We start from the raw sequence: 17,487 nt of genomic DNA on the forward strand, positions 1-17,487 counted from the left end.
CTAATGCGTAGGTCGCGATGTCCCATTAAATGTATATAATGGATATTATTCCTTGAACTTGCTTGGCTTAATTATCCCAACCATTGTGCGCACCGATAACGCTTTGGGACCTGACCCCGGACGTCTCCCCGGACTACTTCGACTGGGTTTCCGATCCAGTTCGGTTCGAAAGGATCGCCATGAACGGTACAAATACTCGCGGAGAATCCGGAGCACTTGCCAGTTTGTTTTTGCCGTTTGGGTGCTGTGCCGGATGTGCTCCACGAGCAAGGCAGTAATTAAAGCCAAGAATAACTGGTTCCAAATAGCCTGTGGTTTATGACTGTGCAGCTTCTTCAATCGCAAATGTTGCTTCAGCCATTTAAAATACAACTCGATGAGCCAGCGATTTTTGTAGATCTGCGCGATTTCTTCAGCGGTCTTATCCCATACCGATGTAAAAATACGATAAGTCCGTTCCTGCTCGTCATAAAACTCCACCAAACGAACGGAATGTTCCATGGATCGGAAGGAACTGCCCACGCAAACCTTGGCGTCCCGCGTGATGTTCGAGCCTTCCGGAACAGGATACTCCTCAATGACGGTGGCAAGCGCGCGATCTCGCATACGGATCACAAACTGGATGTTGTCCTGGACCCATTGATCCATCCGGGCATAATCATCATAACCGCGATCCATCACATAAATCGCATCCGAGGGGACGACCAGTTCAACGGCCCCCGCACGATCCCCTACATTGAGCGAACTGGGGATCATGGCATCAGGAAATAGCTTGTCGGGAGCTGTAACAACGAGGCGCAGATGCATCTTGACGCCGCTACTCTTATTTGACATCTTGGCCCAACTTCCAAGTTGAAGCGGCAGTCGAATGCTGGAAGAATCAATGATGTGCAATTTCCCGCTCTGGCCCTGGTGGCAAGCACGTTGCTGTGTTTGTGATGCCAGATGCTGAAACATCCACTCCAACAGCTCCGTTGGGATCTGATCGAGTTTTCGGGATAATTGCGAGCCGCTGATACTCTCCAACTGTAGAAGCTGCTGAAGTTTCGGCTCAGCACGAAGTGCAATTTCCATTTCACCGTAAGATGACCATTGTTTCAACTGAGCATTGATGAAGAGCATGATCGCTTTCATCGTGGTAAGTTTCTTGGTGTAATGGTCGAAGAGTAAACGTTGATGCACATCGATGGGCAGTAAGGAAATCAGTTGACAAATGACCGTTTTAGCTTTAACGTTATCCATGGTTGGTCTCCTTTTGTAGAGAGTTATGGACAACGTACCTACCTCTTTACAATAGGAGATTTTTTATGCTTTTTCCATGAAAAATGATCATAATTACCCATATTTAACTAATATTTGATTATTCGCGTTAGGTTTTATGCAACGCTAGTGCATAAAATGCCGCTATTTTTGAAGTCCGACGGTTGGTTATTGTTCCAATTGCCGGCTAAGTTCTACTTCACCAAAAAACGGCACATCCTGAAGCGTTCCTGAAAGCGCCGCCAACTGTGCCGCAGTCATGGTGTTAATAAGTTTAGTCTACTATAGCCGGGATAATATGCTCCTTAATCAGCTCCCACCGATCGCGAGGGTTCATGACGAATTCCGAGGCTATGGCGACGACCAGATCTTTTTCCGGAATACAGCAAATGACATGGCCGCCATCCCCCAGCGCCATGTAGGCGGAAACCCCATCTTCTTCGCGCAACCACCAAAGATAACCGTAATGGTTGGGGTTCGTCGCTGTGGATGCGGCAACCCACGCCGCCGGAACGACCTGACGATGGTCCCACATGCCCCGGTTCAAATATAGGAGGCCAAAACGCGCCATATCCCGGGGAGTCAAGGTAAGCCCCCATCCTCCGGTGGAGTTCCCGTGGGGATCATGAACCCAGCCTTTCACATTTTTCCCGAACAAGTCGTCAAACCCAAATGCCTTCATTTTATAGTCCGGGATTTCCTGCATGCCGAGCGGTTTAAACAAGCGTTCGTTCGCAAACTCACGGGCGCTTTGGCCCGTGCTGCGGGTAAGGATAGCCGAAAGCAGGTGCGCCCCTGCCGTGGAATATTTGAAGGCTCCGATACTTCCTCCCTGGCCGAGCATATCCAGCGTATATTTCACCCAATCGGGCTGCATACACAGCTGGTCCAGCGGTTCTTGCCAGTCCGCAAACGGATAAGGAGCCGTCATCGTGAGCAAATGCCGCAGCGTGATTTCCCGTTTCTGTCCATCCGCCGCACCCGGAGCATATTCAGGGAAAAAGCCCAGCACCTTCTGATCCACACTCCGAATATAACCCGCATCAATGGTAATCCCGATGAGGGCAGATAGGATGCTTTTCGTTACCGAAGCCACATGGTGGGCATCCTCCGGGCCATAGCCGTTAAAGTATTTTTCATAAGCGATATACCCGTTTCTCACAACCACGACGCCGTTGATATTGCTGTATTCGGATTTTATTGCAGGTTCAAGCTCCGCAAGCTTGGCCGCGTCCATTCCCATGGTGGCCGGGTCTGCGGCTTGCCACTGCGTGGTTGGCCAGTAGTTTCTTGGCATGATCGATTCCTCCTGCCGCTATTTTTTCTTAACAGGAAAATACACCTCGGTAACCAGTTCCTCGTCAGCACTGATTTGATTGGGGTCGGTTACATAGATTTCATAAGGCGAGTTCACCAAGGCATAACCTTCATGTTCGATCCATTCCCGCAGCTTGGCATAAACCGAGGTCAATTCCGAATATGAACCCTTCAACACAGACTTCGCGCAAAGGCCTCCGGGCAAATCCCGCGTTCCTTTTACCGCCTCCGCAATCGGAATGGCAAACTCCGTATCATTGCCCGCCGGATCGTATTCCGGACTGTGATAAATCGTCAGCGGCGTGCCCAGCATGGTGAGTTTTTCCGTGGCAATTTTTTCATATAACCGGCCAAAATACGCCCCATATCCCAGAGCATAGTCGTCACGGCTCAACATCCGGCGCAGCGAAAGGATATTCAGCGGCCGGGTTTCCACAAGCTGCACCTCGATCTGATCCAGGTACGACATGATCGGCACACCCTGCTCCAAATTCGAAATATCCCGGCTCATTTGGCCCATCGTATACTCCAATGCTTTCAGCTTCTCCTGGACCTCCCTTCGTTTGCGGTGAAGCGCCGAACGAAGCACCTCTTCGGATTGATCCGCGTCCGATTCCAGAAGCGCTTTAATTTCTTCCAGCGAAAAATGATACGACTTCAACCGGTTGATCAACAGCATGGTTGTGAGCTGCCCGATGGAATAATACCTGTACCCGTTTTCGGGATTAATCTCCTCCGGTGTAAGCAATCCAATTTCCGCATAATAGCGCAGCGTTTTGGTGGACACTTCGCAGATTTTTGAGAATTCGCCGATGGATAGCAAGGGGGCACCTCCTTCCTATTCAACTATGCACCTTCCCCTAAGGGGAAAGTCAATAATGATCGGGTTATTCAAGAGAGCAATCCATGTATTATTTATTTGCTATGATTGGACGTTTAAGAAACGTAAGATATCAAACGCAAAGATTGATATAGGGAGTCCGTCCAAAATGGTGATGACAAGTATAACGAAACGTTTACTCAAACACTTTATGATCTTCTTTAAGCAAGAGTCTCCATTTTTAGGCTAAAACTTTTTCTGTCTAGTACTTAGGCTGTGGTTGGTGTATTAACGGTACAATCGGAAAATACAAACAATACATTGTTATAGTTTTCACAAAAAGTCCATACTAATATACTGGGAAATATTGATATTAAATTCCAATAAGCGTAGAATTATAGTGTAAAATCATTTTTTTAGAAGGAGAGGATTAAAATGGCAAGGTGAAAAAAAAGTATTGTAACACTGCTTTGTTCAGTAGTCGTTCTATCTATCACCCCTGTCAATGCTGCCGAGAGTATAAGTATCCCTCTAGATGAACAGGTTTTACAGCAGGATTCAGCTAGTACTAAGGAAAAACTAGATTCTATTTTAGAAACTAGTGTAACACAGGCAGTTTATGCCGCTGAAAATAATCCATACATTGAGCAGTATCTAATTGAACAAGAAGCAGACCCAAATGAGAATTATTTGGGAAATCCGGAAGAAGAAGAGAAAATTGCATTAGAGGCTCTAAACATAATTTACAAAGAGGATATCAAAGTTGGGGAATTGCTTGCTAAATTGACAGAAAATGATGAAATGATAAAGAAGGCAACTTCATTAAACAGGGACCGAATAATTGAAGTTTTGTATATCATCGTTGATAACTTTTTCAAAGTGGATGAAAGTGAAAAAGATCTTCTCTTAGGATACATGGAAAGATATGCTGTAAATGTTGGAGATAAAGCATCAATAGAACTATATCATGAAAACAAGAAAAATTACGATTCTGCTAAAATATCTCCTTTTGCGAGCTATGACAGAGCTGCCGCCGGAGAATGGGCCTATAAAAATTACAATAAATACAGTACAGATTACCCCGCTTTTACTGGTGGATGGGGAAGTGATTGTACCAACTTTGTATCTCAAGCAATGCATGTTGGTGGAGGCTTACCCTTTAAAGGTGACTGGTATGTATACAAAAAAAATTCAAAATATTTGGTTCCAACGAGTGCTGAAGAGTTGGATTACAGCTGGGATTTAGCAGATCCAAGCCCATTTATTAGCGTACAAGCATTCTATGACTATTGGAGATCTAGATCAACAGTCTATGCCTTCTCCCATGATTACTATGTATCGAATCATGAAACTATTTATTATAAACATATTTACAAAGGTGATGTAGTAGTCTTCTCGAAAGGTGTTTCTGGCGTGTTAACAATGCCTACGCATATTATGATAGTTTCTGCGTATGATACGAACAATGAAGATTTTAAACTCGCAGGCCATTCTAATGAAAGACAGGCATATCCCCTCCTTGATGCAATAGAAGCATATGCACAAGTAGAGTTTTTCTGCATTGACTAATATTGTTTGAAAAATACTAACCGCGAGCATAATGTTTCGTGGTTAGTATTTTATTTGAATAATTTGGACTATAAGGGTAAAATATACAATAGTTGAAGGGGTGAGATATATAATTGCGTGAGGTGAAAAATGAAAATAAAAAAAGTATGGCTTATAGTGCTATTTATCATAATTTTGATTTTACTACTGTCTCAAATTAACTTTGTCAAAGAAAGTGTCGCAAAAGCTTCTTCATCAGTATATGTTAAGGTGAAATATCACAACCAAGATTTAAAATTCGAAAGAGTAGAGTATGATGCACATTTTGGAGAGTATTTTGTTACGTACAAAGAGAAAAACGGTCAATTAATTAGTTTTACCATGACGCCTCGATATTTTCCAATCTATGTACTACATGATCCTTTAGATCAACCGATGTAACCCTCTTACTTTACACACTATAGCTGAGTGGATTTAGGATAATCCTGATCTGCCCAGCTTTTTTCATGTCAGTGTCGGTAGCATGAAGCATTCCGGCAATAATCAAAGAAAAAGCAAAAACCCCTGCGTCCCTGCCGCCTTGACGGCGGAGAGAAGCAGGAGCCTTTGCTTTTTAGTATCGGCGGCTATTTACCGGCCGCGCTGGCTCCGGCAATCCGTCCAAACGTGAAAATGTCCGTGATGGCGTTGCCGCCAAGCCGGTTACCCGCATGAACTCCGCCGGCAACCTCGCCGGCCGCGAATAAGCCGTCAATAGGCTTGCCTTCCGTATTCAATACCTGGGCCTTTTCGTTAATTTCCAGACCGCCCATCGTATGATGCACGGAGGGGGTTCTTGGCGCAGCAAAGAAAGGCGGTGTTTCGAGTTTTGCGCCAAAATTTTTCTTGCCGAACTCAGGATCAAGCTGATTTTCGACGTAAGTGTTGTATTTCTTCATTTCCGCCACAAAGACATCGGCCGGTACGCCCATTTGCTCGGCCAGTTCCTCCAGGGTATCCGCCATGAATATATTTTTGTTCGCAATCAGATCCTGATAATTGTCGCCCCATACATTTTTCCCGTTCAGATCCGGATTGCCCAGTGAGGTCATATCGCTGATGATGTAGAAGGTCTGATCCGTCTGCTCCAGGGCAGCGGCGGCCAAAACGTCTCTTTCGGCGTACTCGTTCACATACCGCTTGCCTTCCTTGTTGACGAAAATTTGCGTTTCCGCGCTGCCCCATACGCCGCCGGACAAAGCGCCCGTTCCCGGTTGACCGCTCGGCATCAGTTGGATAAAGCCCATGCCCCACAGATTCGCCCCGACTTCCTTACCCATCACAATCCCGTCGCCGGTAGCATTCGTCGTGTTGGTTGTTTTGATGTTTGCATCCAGAGCAGGCCAATAGTTATTGTATTCAACGACCATTTCAGGGTTGGCTCCGAAACCGCCGGTGGCCATGACCACACCCTTGGAAGCCTTCAAGGTGACCGGAGTGCCGTCAGACTGCTCGGCGGTCACGCCCACAATTCTGCCATTCTCAACGATCAGCTTGGTGGCTTTCGTGTTCAGCATAATTTCTGCGCCAAGCTCTTTTGCGCTTTTTTCCATCGCGTTAATATACCCGGTTCCCAGCGGTTCGGTATTATGGTGGGTTCTGGGCCACAAGGCGCCAAGAACGGTACCGATCCCATCCTGGAACTTAGCTCCGTGGCTCTCCAGCCATTGGATCGTGCCGTAGCTGTTGGTCGCCAGCGTCTTGACCAGTTCAAACTTGCCGGAGATTTCTTTCCCGTCAAGATCGGTTCGCTTCCCGCCGATATAGGTGTGAATCATATGCAGTTCAGGCGAATCAAACAGCTTGGTGGTGTCCCCTTTGGCGAAGTATTCCTTGATCTGTTCCTTGAGCGTCTTGAGTGTATCGGCGTAATCGCCGAATTCTTTTTCATCGTAGGTCAGAATCTCTTTCAACTCATTGCTCAGCGCTTTCGTCATGGCCACTTTCGGCTGTCTAGCCGGGTCATAGGAATTGAACTCGCCTCCCGAACGAATCGTGTTCCCGCCAAGCGCAGGCGATTTTTCGATCAAAATCACCTTTGCCCCGTTCTCAGCGGCCGATACCGCAGCGGCCAGACCCGCTCCGCCCCCGCCGACAACCACGACTTCGGTTTCCTTGGTAATCGCTTCTTTGGCGGCCGCCTTCAGCGGTTCTTTGCTCTTCAATGCGTCGATGTCGGCCCCGGCCTTGGCCAAAGCGGCCGCGATCGCGTCAATCAGACCGTTGCTGGATACGGATGCCCCCGATACGATATCTACCTTCAGACTCTGCCCCTCCACTACCTTCTGGGGAATGGTCTCAAATACGGCATCGCTTACTCCCTCCGTGTCCTTCTGCTCCAGCACCTTCACCGCTTGAATGGTGTTGGCATCCACCGTTACCTCCACTTTAATAACGCTATGTAGGCCTTGCGCTTCCCCCGTATAGGTCCCCGGCGTGTAAATCCCTTGGGGCTCCGCCGCATCAGGCGCTGCTTCCTTATTACTGCCGCTGCATCCGATTACACCTATAATTAGAATAAATACCAGTGCCGCCAAAAATCCCGTTCTTACATACCTGCAACTTGGATGTCTCATGTTATCTGCTCCTCTTCTGCATTTGTGCAAATTTTCACAATATAAGTGAAAAAAATTCGCGAAAATTGCCGAAACAAATTCGCTTACATTTAATATTATGCGCTTTCATTTCCATGTAGTTCCATGTTATTTCTCACATAGGGAGGGTTAAGGGACCGCCCCGATTGCCCCTTGCCCCCATTCCACCGCTAACGGGCAAACCGGGTAAAGCCAAAGCTCCCCAACGAAACAGCCGCCGGCTCTCCAGTCCGTGCGGCTGTTTCTTGTATCTTCTTATTTCACTTCACTCAAGTGCTCTTCCAAACGATCCCACGTTTCGGTGATGCCCTGCAGCATCCCCAGGAAGGACTCTCGTTTACTGAAATCGACGATCCACTCGGTCGTGTTCGTCAAACCATCAGCGGTTATTGGCAGAACGATCAAAAGCTCGGTCTTTCTTTTTGAAGATGAATAGATGATTCGTTCCTATCAGGCACTACAAATACAACTGGTTTCCGCGTGGCAAACAAGCAAAGTGCCGACGTACGGTAAACATGCTCGTCTGCAGGTGGTCTTTTTACCGCCTTACAGCCCAAACCTCGATCCGGTCGAAGGGCTATGGTTATGTCTCAAAGCCGATGTAGTTAACAACTTCTTTTTTGAAAAGTTCTATAAAATTAAACTTCATGTGTCTCAATTTATGAAGCGAATCAATAAGAATCCAATGGAAACGATCGATCGTCTACTTGTCAGGTTTTTGATCTTAGTTGCGGTTTATATAGTCTAAAAATATCTAAGTGTCCCATACAACAAAACAACCATTTTACCTCTGTCTCCAAAAATAAAAGTCGAGCAACGGTATTAGCGCTGCTCGCTGAGGGTTACAAAAAAATATGAGATCTAAGATGAAGACATGATTCAAAGAAAGGCTAGATATTCTACTAAATGCAACCTGGAATTCCTGCTTGTATAGTATTCCATTCCTTTGTTGTTCTAACTGTTGTTGTCGTTACCTTAATAAGTCCCATGTTTCCAATTGATATCCACGAATCTACTTCAACCTTAGCTTTCAATTCAACTTTTTCGCCGTCACTAGTAACTTTAGCTCCAACATCTTTACTAGCTATTGTGAAAGTTGTTAATGGATTTTGATCGTTATCTATTACTTCAACGGTCGCATTATTTACAGAAGTAAATTTATTCCATGAGTAATTTGCAGCTACTTCATAAGATAATTCAAACGATCCACCAAGATTAGTTGTATAATATAACATTTTTAATCCAGAACAAAAATCAGACGGAGCTATTTCATTAAGGTTTTCTGTTGGTGTAACTTCAAGGTTTTCTGTTGATGTAACTTCTTTGGGAGCTTGTTTTAATTGATTAAGGGCTTGTTGCAATTCCCCGACAGTAACAGTAACGGAATCATCTGAAAAAGCATCAGCTTTTTCTAGATTTCTAGGATCTAATCCTAGATATTCAATAACTTGGTTTACATTCTCTTCAGTTACAATTGTGTCCGGTGATAGTGCTCCGCTTGCGCTCGCCGGTGCACCAACCGGTAAAATTAGAGCGATAGATAGACATAGAGCGGCACATAAACTAGTAACTTTTTTTCTTACCATTCTATTACCTCCTTTTTTTACCACATTACCACACTATATACATATTTTCCAGTATATTTTTAGTCTTTTATTGTGAAAAAATTGTGATAGACGTTTGGATTGCAGCGGATTAACAATGTAATGACTATACTCCTCTCGCTTCAAATACGTCACCAAGCCACGATGATAATACTCCGTCGCCTCCAACACGACAGCCTGGTACTGGCTTAAAAGTGGATGTTATGTATATAATTATAAATAAAAAGGAGGCGCTGTATCTAAATGGAATCTATAGAAACAGGACTAAAACTATTTGTGTTGATAATAGTTATTTCACTACTCTTTGCTTTGGTAGGTTTTCTAGTCAAAAAATATCTAAGTGACTTCTTTGATAAAATAATAGTAAAAATATTTTCTTCAATTAAAAAAATTTTCAGAAAAACGGACTGACCTTATTGTAGGAGTTTCCGACGGTATTCGTTTCGGTAACATAACCACGCGCTACTACAGAAAAGATGGAAACGAATGTTATCCATCTGAAGATAGTATTAAAGGGACTTAAAGATTACGATTCCCTTTCCCGTTCGTCTTCTGAAAATGCAGCAAGTAAGTATTGTCATTGACGCTTTAAAAGCTTAGATAATAAAACAGCATATTTTTCATTAAGGTTAGAGAAGGTAAAAAAGTTCGAAGATAGAGGGAATGATATCAAGTTTTTTTCAACACCCTGCTGGCAAAAGTTTGTTCCAGCACTTGCGAACGGAGCTTGAAATCGAGGTTCCAAAGGCATCCAAAAAGCTGACCTACGTGCCGACTGAGGAAGAACTCAAGCGGTATTACGAGGTGGTCTGGAGGTCGAAAAATTTTCAGGAAATGATGATCGTCAAGACGCTCATGTATACCGGTATCCGGGTAAGCGAACTGGCCAATGTACGACTTTCGGAAATTGATTTTCACTACTGCCAAAAATACGCATCAATAATGGAAAGGGCAAAAAAGAACGAATTGTTCCGTTCCCGCAATCATTCAAAGAGCTATTGGCCATGCATGCTGATGCGATGAAGAAAAAACATGCGGTTTATTTGTTTGAATCGTCATGGAAGAAAAAATATACGGATCGGGGAATGCGAAAAATCTTGTCCAAATATTCGGAAGAAGCCGGCCTTGCACAAGACCTTTCGCCACACAAGCTACGCCACTTCCTGCTGACCTGGCTGAAAAAGCAGGGCATCGACGACGCTCTCATACAACGTACTCCGGCCACGAAAGCCGCAAGTCTTTGGAGGTATATTCAAAGCTCGCAATCATCGAAGCACAAAACGAATTTATTCGTTCCCATGATCTTTTACTCCCTTCAGATATCCTTCAATTTTTGCCTTCCGTTCAGTAAACGCCTTATACTCCTCTCTTAAAGCTTTGCGCAGGTTCTTACTGATTTTTTTAATTGTTTGATCGGCTTCCTTCTCATGCCTCGCGTAAAAAATAAATTCCTTTATCATTGAACGAATTTTAGGATTGTTCTTCGTTTTGCAATTCCCGCAAGTAGTCTTCCAGTCGATCGAATCGGTCCTCCATGACCTGCCGAAAAGACTTCACCCAGGCATCCATCGCTTGAAAAGGTTCGGGCCGAAGCCTGTAGATCCGGCGGTTCCCATCGGCCTTCGTCTCCAAAATTCCGCTATCGCTAAGTATCTTCAAATGCTTCGAGGCCTGGGGCTGACGCAGCCCCAGCCGGTTAGCGATTTCACCCACGGTGAGAGGACCATCGCGCAGGAGCTCGACGATGTCTAAACGATTCGGTTCGGCCAAAGCGCACTTGCATGACATGGAATTGCCTGTTTCGGCGATTACCCGCCTGTTTATCGAAAACGGAATTGACGTCTCGGAAGCGCACACCTGTGAAGATACACTCGAGGATTATTTCAAAAAGATTCGGAATGATCGTGAGTTATGGACAGGCGCTGCTATTGCCCAGCATTTTAGGGATCGTGGCTTCCATGCTGTTTTTTATGGAGCGCGATAACGATACACTTAAAAATCTGCGGACGATTCCGGTTTCGGCCACACGGATGGTTACGGCGAAGATCCTTGTGTTGTTTATGCTTGGGCTGATTTTCTCGCTGGCCTCCGTGGCCGCTTCCATGCTTGGCGGAGCTCTTGCCGGAAATATTCATGGCGTGTTTGCGAAACTCTGGAACAATTTCAGCCTGCTGTTCCCCGCTTCAATCACCTTAATCCCGGATATATGATCAGTCGTGAATACACGGAAGACACGCTCAAAAATATCCTCACCATTCCGCTATCCTTCCGGGAGCTGTTGGTCGGAAAACTCATCACCGCCGGACTGCTCGCCCTATTTTTGGCTGTGGTTACCTTTGTACTTTCGCTCATCATCGTGCTGATCAGCGGCTTCCAAGCAGGCAGCGCGGCAGTAATGGTCAAATCCTTGATCCAAATGATGGTGATGAAATCATGTATTTATCTGGCCGTCCTGCCCATCATCGTGAAAAGGCGCGCTAATGGCTTGACCCGGTATATTGATCTTCGTTTATCAGATTGATAACCGTCGCCCGGTATTTCTCACACAAGGGGGTTAAGCAACTAAAGAGCAATCTGAAAGAAATCCATGCATGATTTATTTGTTATGACGCTTCGGGTGAAACAAAAAACGCCTGAGCCTTATGGTGGGAACGGCGTTGGCAGGAGCAGTACTTTACCCGGATTTATGGAAAAATTTCGGTCCCCCGCTTCCCGGTCGGGGAATGGGCGACCGTTGAATCCCGTATTTGCAGTTCAACTTCCACGAAAGGCAATCCATAGTACACATTGATCTTCATCTGGGACCTCGTATTCCCGCCCACTTTTCACGAAGCTTCAGCTGATCCCGGGAGGTATGAAAAAAGCCATACTCCCGATGCGGCTGTTCCCGGTGCAACTCATAATAGCGCTTCATGGCCACCGTAGAATCATCAAAGCGATCAATGACAACCACTTCTTCAATGTACCAGTAACCTTCCTTTGAAAATGACTTCAACGCCTCACAGACCACCCACTCATCAGGAAATTGTTCACGAACCTCTTTCCAACGCAACTTCGTTCACCCCCGACAAATTACTGTTATTCTATGAATAGTATACAATACAAACGAGTGTAGATTGGGTAATTTTCGGGGCATGACAATACAATACCGGCTCAAAAAATTTATTATTGTAGTTAGGATTCGAAATCGATCACAAAGACGAAAAATTGCTTTATTGGAAATATCGAATGAGTTGATTTTGCTCGTTCTGAGCTTTAAACTGTAGAGCGACCTCCCGGATGGGCTTTTTGAGGCGATGACCTCGTGCGTAACCCCATCGTGCCGAGGCGCTCTTTTTTAATCAATTGGAGGGAGAAACGCATGAATCATAAGATCTTGATCATCGATGATGATCTGGAATTAGGCCAACTGCTTAAAAAATGCGTAAGCAAGGAAAAGATCGACGCGGTGCTTTGTTCATCCGGCCCAAGTGGGTTAGCCGCCCTTTCCCAAGACGAATTTCAATTAATCGTGCTGGATGTCATGATGCCGGGGATGGATGGTTTTGCCACTTTGGAAGCCATTCGGGAAATCAGCCGCGTGCCTGTTTTAATGCTGACCTCCCGGACGGAAAGCGGCGATAAAGTCCGCGGACTGCGTTCTGGAGCGGATGACTATCTGACCAAACCGTTTGATATCGAAGAATTCACCGCTCGCGTGGTTTCTTTAATTCGCCGATATACGATGTTGAACCACACCGCCGACCATCAGGTATTATCTTTTAAAGGCTTAAGCATGGATTATGAAACCAGATCGGTATCCGTTAACGGAGAACCGGTTGAATTGGTCGGCAAAGAGTTTGACATTCTCTATTATTGCGCCAGGAATCAGGGGAAGATTTTAACCAAACAGCAAATTTATGAGGAAGTTTGGAAGGAACCTTATGCTTACGACGACAGCAACATTATGGCGATCATCAGCCGGCTTCGCAAAAAAATAGAACAGGATTCAAGCCATCCAACTTACCTGCAAACGGTAAAAGGAGTCGGCTATCGTTTCAACCGGGAGGTGTGAACATGGAGCGGATGGATATAGAGCCCGCATGGATCATACTGTTATTGATTGCTCTAGGGGCTGCCGTACTGGCTTTTGCACTGTTCAGAAGGCTATTGCATGTCCGCAGAAGGCTTCGTGAGATATCCGAAATACTGGACGATATAGTACAAGGCAATGCAAACCACCGGATTCTTGCCGATCCCCATGATATGACCGCTGCGATCAGCTACAAAATGAACGATATCGTCCTGCATTTTCAAGAGCAGATCATCGCCTTAAACAAGACAGCGGAAACCAATAAGCAGTTGATGACGAGTTTCTCGCATGATGTCCGCACCCCGCTGACCACCTTGATCGGGTATCTGGATGCCGTGCATAAGCACATCGTTACCGGCCGCGAACGGGAGGAATATATGGAAACCGCCCGCCGAAAAGCCCATGACTTGAAGGACTATGTAGATAAACTGTTCGAATGGTCCAAATTAAACTCCGACGAGGAAACCTTCGCCATCCGGACCGTCGACATCTGCGAATTAACCAGAATGATTTTGAAGGACTGGATACCTGTCTTTGAGACGCGGTCCCTTTCCTTTGACATTGACATCCCTGAAAAAAAGCTCGCAGCACACCTCGATACCAACGCCTATTCGCGGATCCTGAACAATCTGATTCAGAACGTCCTTGCGCATAGCCAGGCGACGGCGATTGCAGTCGGCGTTTCAATGGAGGATCACCGGATCGTTATCTCGGTTATGGATAATGGCATCGGGATTTCTAACGAGGATTTGCCGCATATTTTTCAACGATTGTATAAATGCGATAAAGGCCGATCGAAAAAAGACAGCGGCTTAGGGTTATCGATCGTGCAGCAGCTTACCGAAAAGATGCGCGGTACCATTAACGTGGAAAGCTCGCCGCTTAAGCGAACCGTGTTTCAAGTTCAGTTTCCACTCGTCAGTGAGAATCCCGGCTAACAGGCGGGATTTTTTGCTTTCATGGGGGTCTTTTCAAGGTTGATGCAAGGTTCGCGCAAGGTTGATGCAAGGTTGGCGTGCTAACATGGCCTTGTCAAACAAAGGAGGATTCAGGGGATGAGCGATTATATCATTGAAACCAACAATCTTACGAAACAATACGGGGAGCAGAAAAGCGTCGCCCATTTGAATATCCATGTCCGCCAAGGACGCATTTACGGCCTGCTGGGGCGAAACGGCGCGGGCAAAACGACCACCTTGAAAATGCTGCTCAACCTGACGTTGCCGACTTCCGGCGAAGTGCGAATTTTCGGCAAAGATATGCGGACCGAGGCTAAAAAAATTCTGCCCCGCATCGGCAGTTTGATTGAATCCCCGGGTTTTTATCCGAATTTGACCGGAACGGAAAACCTCAAGCTCTTTGCCGATCTGCGCGGCGTCCCGCAGCGAAATGCCGTCAAAAACACCTTGGAGCTAGTCAGCCTTCCGTATAAGGACAAAAAGCTGTTCGCGCAATATTCGCTTGGGATGAAGCAGCGCCTGGCCATTGCCTTGGCGGTCATGCATGATCCTGAACTGCTGATTCTCGACGAACCGATTAACGGGCTGGATCCGATCGGTATTGCCGAGGTCAGAAGCTTTATTCGCGCGCTTTGCACGGAAAGAGGGAAAACCATTTTGATTTCCAGCCATATTTTATCCGAAATCGCTCTGCTGGCCGATGACATCGGCATTATTGATCACGGCGTTCTTTTGGAGGAGCTAAGCCTCAAGGAACTGGAAAAGAAAAACAGCAAGTATGTTCACTTTATCGTTTCGGATACGGCCAGGGCGGCGCGTCTGTTGGAGAAGCACTTGAACATGTTCAACTTCTATGTTGAAGACCAGCAAAGCCTGCGCTTGCATGACATGGAATTGCCCGTTTCGGCGATTACCCGCCTGTTTATCGAAAACGGAATCGACGTCTCGGAAGCGCACACCTGTGAAGATACGCTCGAGGATTATTTCAAAAAGATCACAGGAGGCGTGGGGATTGCTTAAACTCGTTAGATGCGAATTCACCAAGCTGAAGCGTAAAAAATTCATTCTATTGGTGATTGTTGCCGCGTTTCTTTTTCCCATACCCTTTACGATGCTGGCGATGAATGGAGGTTTCGGAGGCCTTAATGTCTACGATAAACTGTTTGGGATGATCGTGAGTTATGGACAGGCGCTGCTGCTGCCCAGCATTTTAGGGATCGTGGCTTCCATGCTGTTTTTTATGGAGCGGGACAATGATACGCTGAAAAATCTGCGGACGATTCCGGTTTCGGCCACACGGATGGTTACGGCGAAGATCATTGTGTTGTTTATCCTTGGGCTGATTTTCTCGCTAGCCTCGGTGGCCGCTTCCATGCTTGGCGGAGCCTTTGTCGGAAATATCCAGGGTGTGTTTGCGAAGCTCAACATTAGCGCGGCCGACGGCATGCTGCTCACGGCCGGAACCCTGCCGGTGGTCATCGTGATTGTCTATTTTAACCGCAGCTATATTTTTTCGATTATCCTGGCCTTTTTCTACACCATTCTTAACTTTTCCATGGCCTTTGTAGGCCTGCAATATGATACGCCGATGATGAAATTGCTGACGAGTATTTTGCCGACGCCGATCATATACCGCTGGTTATTGGGCCTTTTTACATCGCCGGCCAATTCGTTCTACGCGATTATTGAACCGAAAATTTTGCCGTTGCCGCAGGTCATTATCATTATTGCGATCATCGCTTTGATTTCTTATATGGCCATTGTGCGAATCTACAATAAGCGGGAGGATTAAGGTGGGGACCATGGTGAAAATCATAAAAACCGAAATCATCAAACTAAAACGGTATTCGATCGTTTGGGTTGGCTTTGCCGCGGCGCTGCTGGTTGTCCTCTTAACCCGATTCATGGCCACGGCGGAAGACGGAACAGCACGTAATTTGGAGAACTTCTCTAATACCGTGATCTGGAACAATTTCAGCTTGCTCTTCCCCGCTACGATTACTTTAATTGCCGGATATATGATCAGCCGTGAATACACGGAGGACACGCTAAAAAACATCCTCACCATCCCGCTCTCCTTCCGGCGTCTGTTGGTCGGAAAGCTCATCACCGCCGGACTGCTCGCCCTATTTTTGGCCGTGGTGACCTTTGTACTTTCGCTCGTCGCCGTGCTGATCAGCGGCTTCCAAGCAGGCAGCGCAGCGGTGATGGTCAAATCCTTGATCCAAATGATGGTCATGAATTTATGCATTTACCTGGCCGTCCTCCCCATCATCGTCTTAACCAGCCGCAACCCAAACGGCTTCATGGCCGGCGTCGGCTTCGCCTTTTTCTACGGATTTATCGGAATCTTCGCCGGAGGCCACGGCCTGGGCGATCTTTACCCGATTACCGCAGGCTTAGGCCTGATCAATTATCAAGCCGAGGGCGGTTCGGATTATAATGTGGCTGCTTGCGTAGTAACATTGCTTATTATGGTGATTGTATCGGTGTTGTTGATTGCAGGAATGGGGGATCGGATGAAGGAGGCGAAAAGGACGGAAAGGAAGAAGGGGCAGACATCGGATGGAAAGAAAAAGAAGCAAACATCGCGCAGATAAGCCAGAGTAAGCAGGAAAATACCATATAAAAATACCCGGCGGGCTATTATGCCTTTCGGGTATTTTAGAGGTTAGCAGGGTGGCCGCGTGCTCTATTCGATGCATGCTCTATACCATCTAGGATAGGGACTAGCCCATGTACGATAGGGACCGGCTATGCTTATAAGGCTACTTATACAGGCTATACTTATACGTTCGCTTCATCCTTCATCCGCCCGTTGACTTAGCAACTGCCCCTCCGCCCCGTACCCGGAGTGAACCTCAATCATCAGCGCCGCCCCCAGCTTAAACCCATACGTAAACGTCTCCGTCAACTCCAATCCCTGAATCTCCTGCTGCAAATCAATCAGCGCCTCCAGTTCAGTAAACTCCTCACCAGACAGCTTCTCTTTCCAAGTTTCCATCGCCTCGGACATCTCCCCGCACATCCGGCGATATTCGGGATCTCTGGGCACCACCTGCCCCTCGGGAGCCAGGTGGCCGTAGTATAGGGATTCTAAAAGGGTTGGCATGGGTGTTTCCTCCTTTTTTTCAATCGATGAGCAGTACCCATGTCCCAATGTAAGTAGATAAAATTTGCCCGTATTACGCATTTGCGTACCACTCATAAAATTATTATACGGTACGCTTTTACGTATAGTCAAGCGAAATATGATCCGAATAGAGGTGAGTGA

The 17,487-nt window shown here is 46.3% G+C and carries 21 protein-coding genes; 12 read left to right on the forward strand and 9 right to left on the reverse strand.

The window, feature by feature from the left end; genetic code table 11:
• Positions 1 to 45: 45 nt before the first annotated feature.
• The 3 genes from DYE26_RS21215 to DYE26_RS21225 all read right to left on the reverse strand — a co-directional run bounded on the left by DYE26_RS21215 (position 46) and on the right by DYE26_RS21225 (position 3,400).
• Complete coding sequence (locus DYE26_RS21215) at positions 46 to 1,242, reverse strand: IS4 family transposase (protein WP_115311256.1); 1,197 nt, start codon at positions 1,240 to 1,242, stop codon at positions 46 to 48.
• Between the two features lie 292 nt (positions 1,243 to 1,534).
• On the reverse strand, positions 1,535 to 2,557 hold the full coding sequence (locus DYE26_RS21220) for a serine hydrolase domain-containing protein (RefSeq protein WP_036626905.1): 1,023 nt from the start codon (positions 2,555 to 2,557) through the stop codon (positions 1,535 to 1,537).
• A gap of 18 nt (positions 2,558 to 2,575) precedes the next feature.
• Positions 2,576 to 3,400 (reverse strand): MerR family transcriptional regulator, encoded by an 825-nt coding sequence (locus tag DYE26_RS21225; protein WP_036626908.1) that lies wholly within the window; start codon positions 3,398 to 3,400, stop codon positions 2,576 to 2,578.
• 687 nt (positions 3,401 to 4,087) lie between these two features.
• Here DYE26_RS21225 and DYE26_RS21235 point away from each other — a divergent pair.
• Together DYE26_RS21235 and DYE26_RS21240 are read left to right on the forward strand one after the other, a co-directional pair.
• Complete coding sequence (locus tag DYE26_RS21235) at positions 4,088 to 4,966, forward strand: amidase domain-containing protein (RefSeq protein ID WP_036626911.1); 879 nt, start codon at positions 4,088 to 4,090, stop codon at positions 4,964 to 4,966.
• A gap of 129 nt (positions 4,967 to 5,095) precedes the next feature.
• Positions 5,096 to 5,386: a hypothetical protein gene (locus DYE26_RS21240; protein ID WP_036626914.1), complete on the forward strand. Its 291-nt coding sequence runs from the start codon at positions 5,096 to 5,098 to the stop codon at positions 5,384 to 5,386.
• A gap of 185 nt (positions 5,387 to 5,571) precedes the next feature.
• Here the strand turns inward: DYE26_RS21240 and DYE26_RS21245 are convergent, their stop codons facing one another.
• The gene (locus DYE26_RS21245; protein WP_051985777.1) at positions 5,572 to 7,560 is read right to left on the reverse strand and encodes a flavocytochrome c; all 1,989 of its coding nucleotides are present in this window, start codon (positions 7,558 to 7,560) and stop codon (positions 5,572 to 5,574) included.
• 273 nt (positions 7,561 to 7,833) lie between these two features.
• Positions 7,834 to 7,983: a hypothetical protein gene (locus DYE26_RS33595; RefSeq protein ID WP_155619731.1), complete on the reverse strand. Its 150-nt coding sequence runs from the start codon at positions 7,981 to 7,983 to the stop codon at positions 7,834 to 7,836.
• Between the two features lie 31 nt (positions 7,984 to 8,014).
• On the opposite strand from DYE26_RS33595, the gene DYE26_RS21250 reads away from it, so the two are divergent.
• Entirely contained in the window at positions 8,015 to 8,326 is a 312-nt protein-coding gene (locus tag DYE26_RS21250) for a transposase (RefSeq protein ID WP_051985778.1), read from the forward strand.
• A 154-nt stretch (positions 8,327 to 8,480) separates the two neighbouring features.
• Here the strand turns inward: DYE26_RS21250 and DYE26_RS21255 are convergent, their stop codons facing one another.
• Positions 8,481 to 9,164 carry a hypothetical protein gene (locus DYE26_RS21255; protein ID WP_036626915.1) on the reverse strand — a complete coding sequence of 228 codons (684 nt, stop codon included), beginning with the start codon at positions 9,162 to 9,164 and terminating at the stop codon, positions 8,481 to 8,483.
• Between the two features lie 261 nt (positions 9,165 to 9,425).
• Here DYE26_RS21255 and DYE26_RS33600 point away from each other — a divergent pair, with 261 nt between their 5' ends.
• Together DYE26_RS33600 and DYE26_RS34305 are read left to right on the forward strand one after the other, a co-directional pair.
• Positions 9,426 to 9,593, forward strand: coding sequence for a hypothetical protein (locus DYE26_RS33600; RefSeq protein WP_172531707.1), 168 nt, complete (start codon positions 9,426 to 9,428; stop codon positions 9,591 to 9,593).
• Between the two features lie 554 nt (positions 9,594 to 10,147).
• Positions 10,148 to 10,555: a tyrosine-type recombinase/integrase gene (locus DYE26_RS34305; RefSeq protein WP_240534250.1), complete on the forward strand. Its 408-nt coding sequence runs from the start codon at positions 10,148 to 10,150 to the stop codon at positions 10,553 to 10,555.
• Positions 10,556 to 10,652: 97 nt separating this feature from the next.
• Here DYE26_RS34305 and DYE26_RS21265 read toward each other — a convergent pair whose 3' ends face one another.
• Positions 10,653 to 10,970: an ArsR/SmtB family transcription factor gene (locus tag DYE26_RS21265; protein ID WP_082207974.1), complete on the reverse strand. Its 318-nt coding sequence runs from the start codon at positions 10,968 to 10,970 to the stop codon at positions 10,653 to 10,655.
• Between the two features lie 110 nt (positions 10,971 to 11,080).
• On the opposite strand from DYE26_RS21265, the gene DYE26_RS21270 reads away from it, so the two are divergent.
• Positions 11,081 to 11,392: an ABC transporter permease gene (locus tag DYE26_RS21270; protein ID WP_051985779.1), complete on the forward strand. Its 312-nt coding sequence runs from the start codon at positions 11,081 to 11,083 to the stop codon at positions 11,390 to 11,392.
• The gene (locus DYE26_RS21275) at positions 11,389 to 11,703 is read left to right on the forward strand and encodes an ABC transporter permease (protein WP_051985780.1); all 315 of its coding nucleotides are present in this window, start codon (positions 11,389 to 11,391) and stop codon (positions 11,701 to 11,703) included. Before DYE26_RS21270 ends, DYE26_RS21275 begins: the two co-directional genes overlap by 4 nt.
• Before the next feature lie 273 nt (positions 11,704 to 11,976).
• Here DYE26_RS21275 and DYE26_RS21280 read toward each other — a convergent pair whose 3' ends face one another.
• Positions 11,977 to 12,234, reverse strand: coding sequence for a hypothetical protein (locus DYE26_RS21280; RefSeq protein ID WP_036626917.1), 258 nt, complete (start codon positions 12,232 to 12,234; stop codon positions 11,977 to 11,979).
• A gap of 309 nt (positions 12,235 to 12,543) precedes the next feature.
• Between DYE26_RS21280 and DYE26_RS21285 the strand changes: the two genes are divergently transcribed.
• From DYE26_RS21285 to DYE26_RS21305, 5 genes are all read left to right on the forward strand, one after another.
• Positions 12,544 to 13,236: a response regulator transcription factor gene (locus DYE26_RS21285; protein WP_036626918.1), complete on the forward strand. Its 693-nt coding sequence runs from the start codon at positions 12,544 to 12,546 to the stop codon at positions 13,234 to 13,236.
• Between the two features lie 2 nt (positions 13,237 to 13,238).
• Positions 13,239 to 14,192, forward strand: a complete 954-nt coding sequence (locus DYE26_RS21290; RefSeq protein WP_240534198.1) for a sensor histidine kinase — start codon at positions 13,239 to 13,241, stop codon at positions 14,190 to 14,192.
• A 117-nt stretch (positions 14,193 to 14,309) separates the two neighbouring features.
• Complete coding sequence (locus DYE26_RS21295; RefSeq protein WP_036626919.1) at positions 14,310 to 15,233, forward strand: ABC transporter ATP-binding protein; 924 nt, start codon at positions 14,310 to 14,312, stop codon at positions 15,231 to 15,233.
• Positions 15,226 to 16,005, forward strand: coding sequence for an ABC transporter permease (locus tag DYE26_RS21300; protein WP_036626923.1), 780 nt, complete (start codon positions 15,226 to 15,228; stop codon positions 16,003 to 16,005). The genes DYE26_RS21295 and DYE26_RS21300 overlap by 8 nt, the downstream gene beginning before the upstream one ends.
• Positions 16,006 to 16,018: 13 nt before the next feature.
• On the forward strand, positions 16,019 to 16,813 hold the full coding sequence (locus DYE26_RS21305; protein WP_218032603.1) for an ABC transporter permease: 795 nt from the start codon (positions 16,019 to 16,021) through the stop codon (positions 16,811 to 16,813).
• A gap of 200 nt (positions 16,814 to 17,013) precedes the next feature.
• Here the strand turns inward: DYE26_RS21305 and DYE26_RS21310 are convergent, their stop codons facing one another.
• Positions 17,014 to 17,325, reverse strand: a complete 312-nt coding sequence (locus tag DYE26_RS21310; protein WP_036626932.1) for a DUF6809 family protein — start codon at positions 17,323 to 17,325, stop codon at positions 17,014 to 17,016.
• Positions 17,326 to 17,487: the final 162 nt, after the last annotated feature.

Source organism: Paenibacillus macerans, from assembly GCF_900454495.1.
Classification (GTDB): Bacteria; Bacillota; Bacilli; order Paenibacillales; family Paenibacillaceae; genus Fontibacillus; species Fontibacillus macerans.

Coding starts and splice junctions, on each gene's coding strand:
- DYE26_RS21255 (WP_036626915.1), bottom strand. CDS start 9,164: ATGGTAAGAAAAAAAGTTACTAGTTTATGTGCCGCTCTATGTCTATCT.
- DYE26_RS33600 (WP_172531707.1), top strand. CDS start 9,426: ATGGAATCTATAGAAACAGGACTAAAACTATTTGTGTTGATAATAGTT.
- DYE26_RS21285 (WP_036626918.1), top strand. CDS start 12,544: ATGAATCATAAGATCTTGATCATCGATGATGATCTGGAATTAGGCCAA.
- DYE26_RS21240 (WP_036626914.1), top strand. CDS start 5,096: ATGAAAATAAAAAAAGTATGGCTTATAGTGCTATTTATCATAATTTTG.
- DYE26_RS21220 (WP_036626905.1), bottom strand. CDS start 2,557: ATGCCAAGAAACTACTGGCCAACCACGCAGTGGCAAGCCGCAGACCCG.
- DYE26_RS21250 (WP_051985778.1), top strand. CDS start 8,015: ATGATTCGTTCCTATCAGGCACTACAAATACAACTGGTTTCCGCGTGG.
- DYE26_RS21265 (WP_082207974.1), bottom strand. CDS start 10,970: ATGTCATGCAAGTGCGCTTTGGCCGAACCGAATCGTTTAGACATCGTC.
- DYE26_RS21290 (WP_240534198.1), top strand. CDS start 13,239: ATGGAGCGGATGGATATAGAGCCCGCATGGATCATACTGTTATTGATT.
- DYE26_RS21270 (WP_051985779.1), top strand. CDS start 11,081: ATGATCGTGAGTTATGGACAGGCGCTGCTATTGCCCAGCATTTTAGGG.
- DYE26_RS21310 (WP_036626932.1), bottom strand. CDS start 17,325: ATGCCAACCCTTTTAGAATCCCTATACTACGGCCACCTGGCTCCCGAG.
- DYE26_RS21215 (WP_115311256.1), bottom strand. CDS start 1,242: ATGGATAACGTTAAAGCTAAAACGGTCATTTGTCAACTGATTTCCTTA.
- DYE26_RS21295 (WP_036626919.1), top strand. CDS start 14,310: ATGAGCGATTATATCATTGAAACCAACAATCTTACGAAACAATACGGG.
- DYE26_RS21275 (WP_051985780.1), top strand. CDS start 11,389: ATGATCAGTCGTGAATACACGGAAGACACGCTCAAAAATATCCTCACC.
- DYE26_RS21245 (WP_051985777.1), bottom strand. CDS start 7,560: ATGAGACATCCAAGTTGCAGGTATGTAAGAACGGGATTTTTGGCGGCA.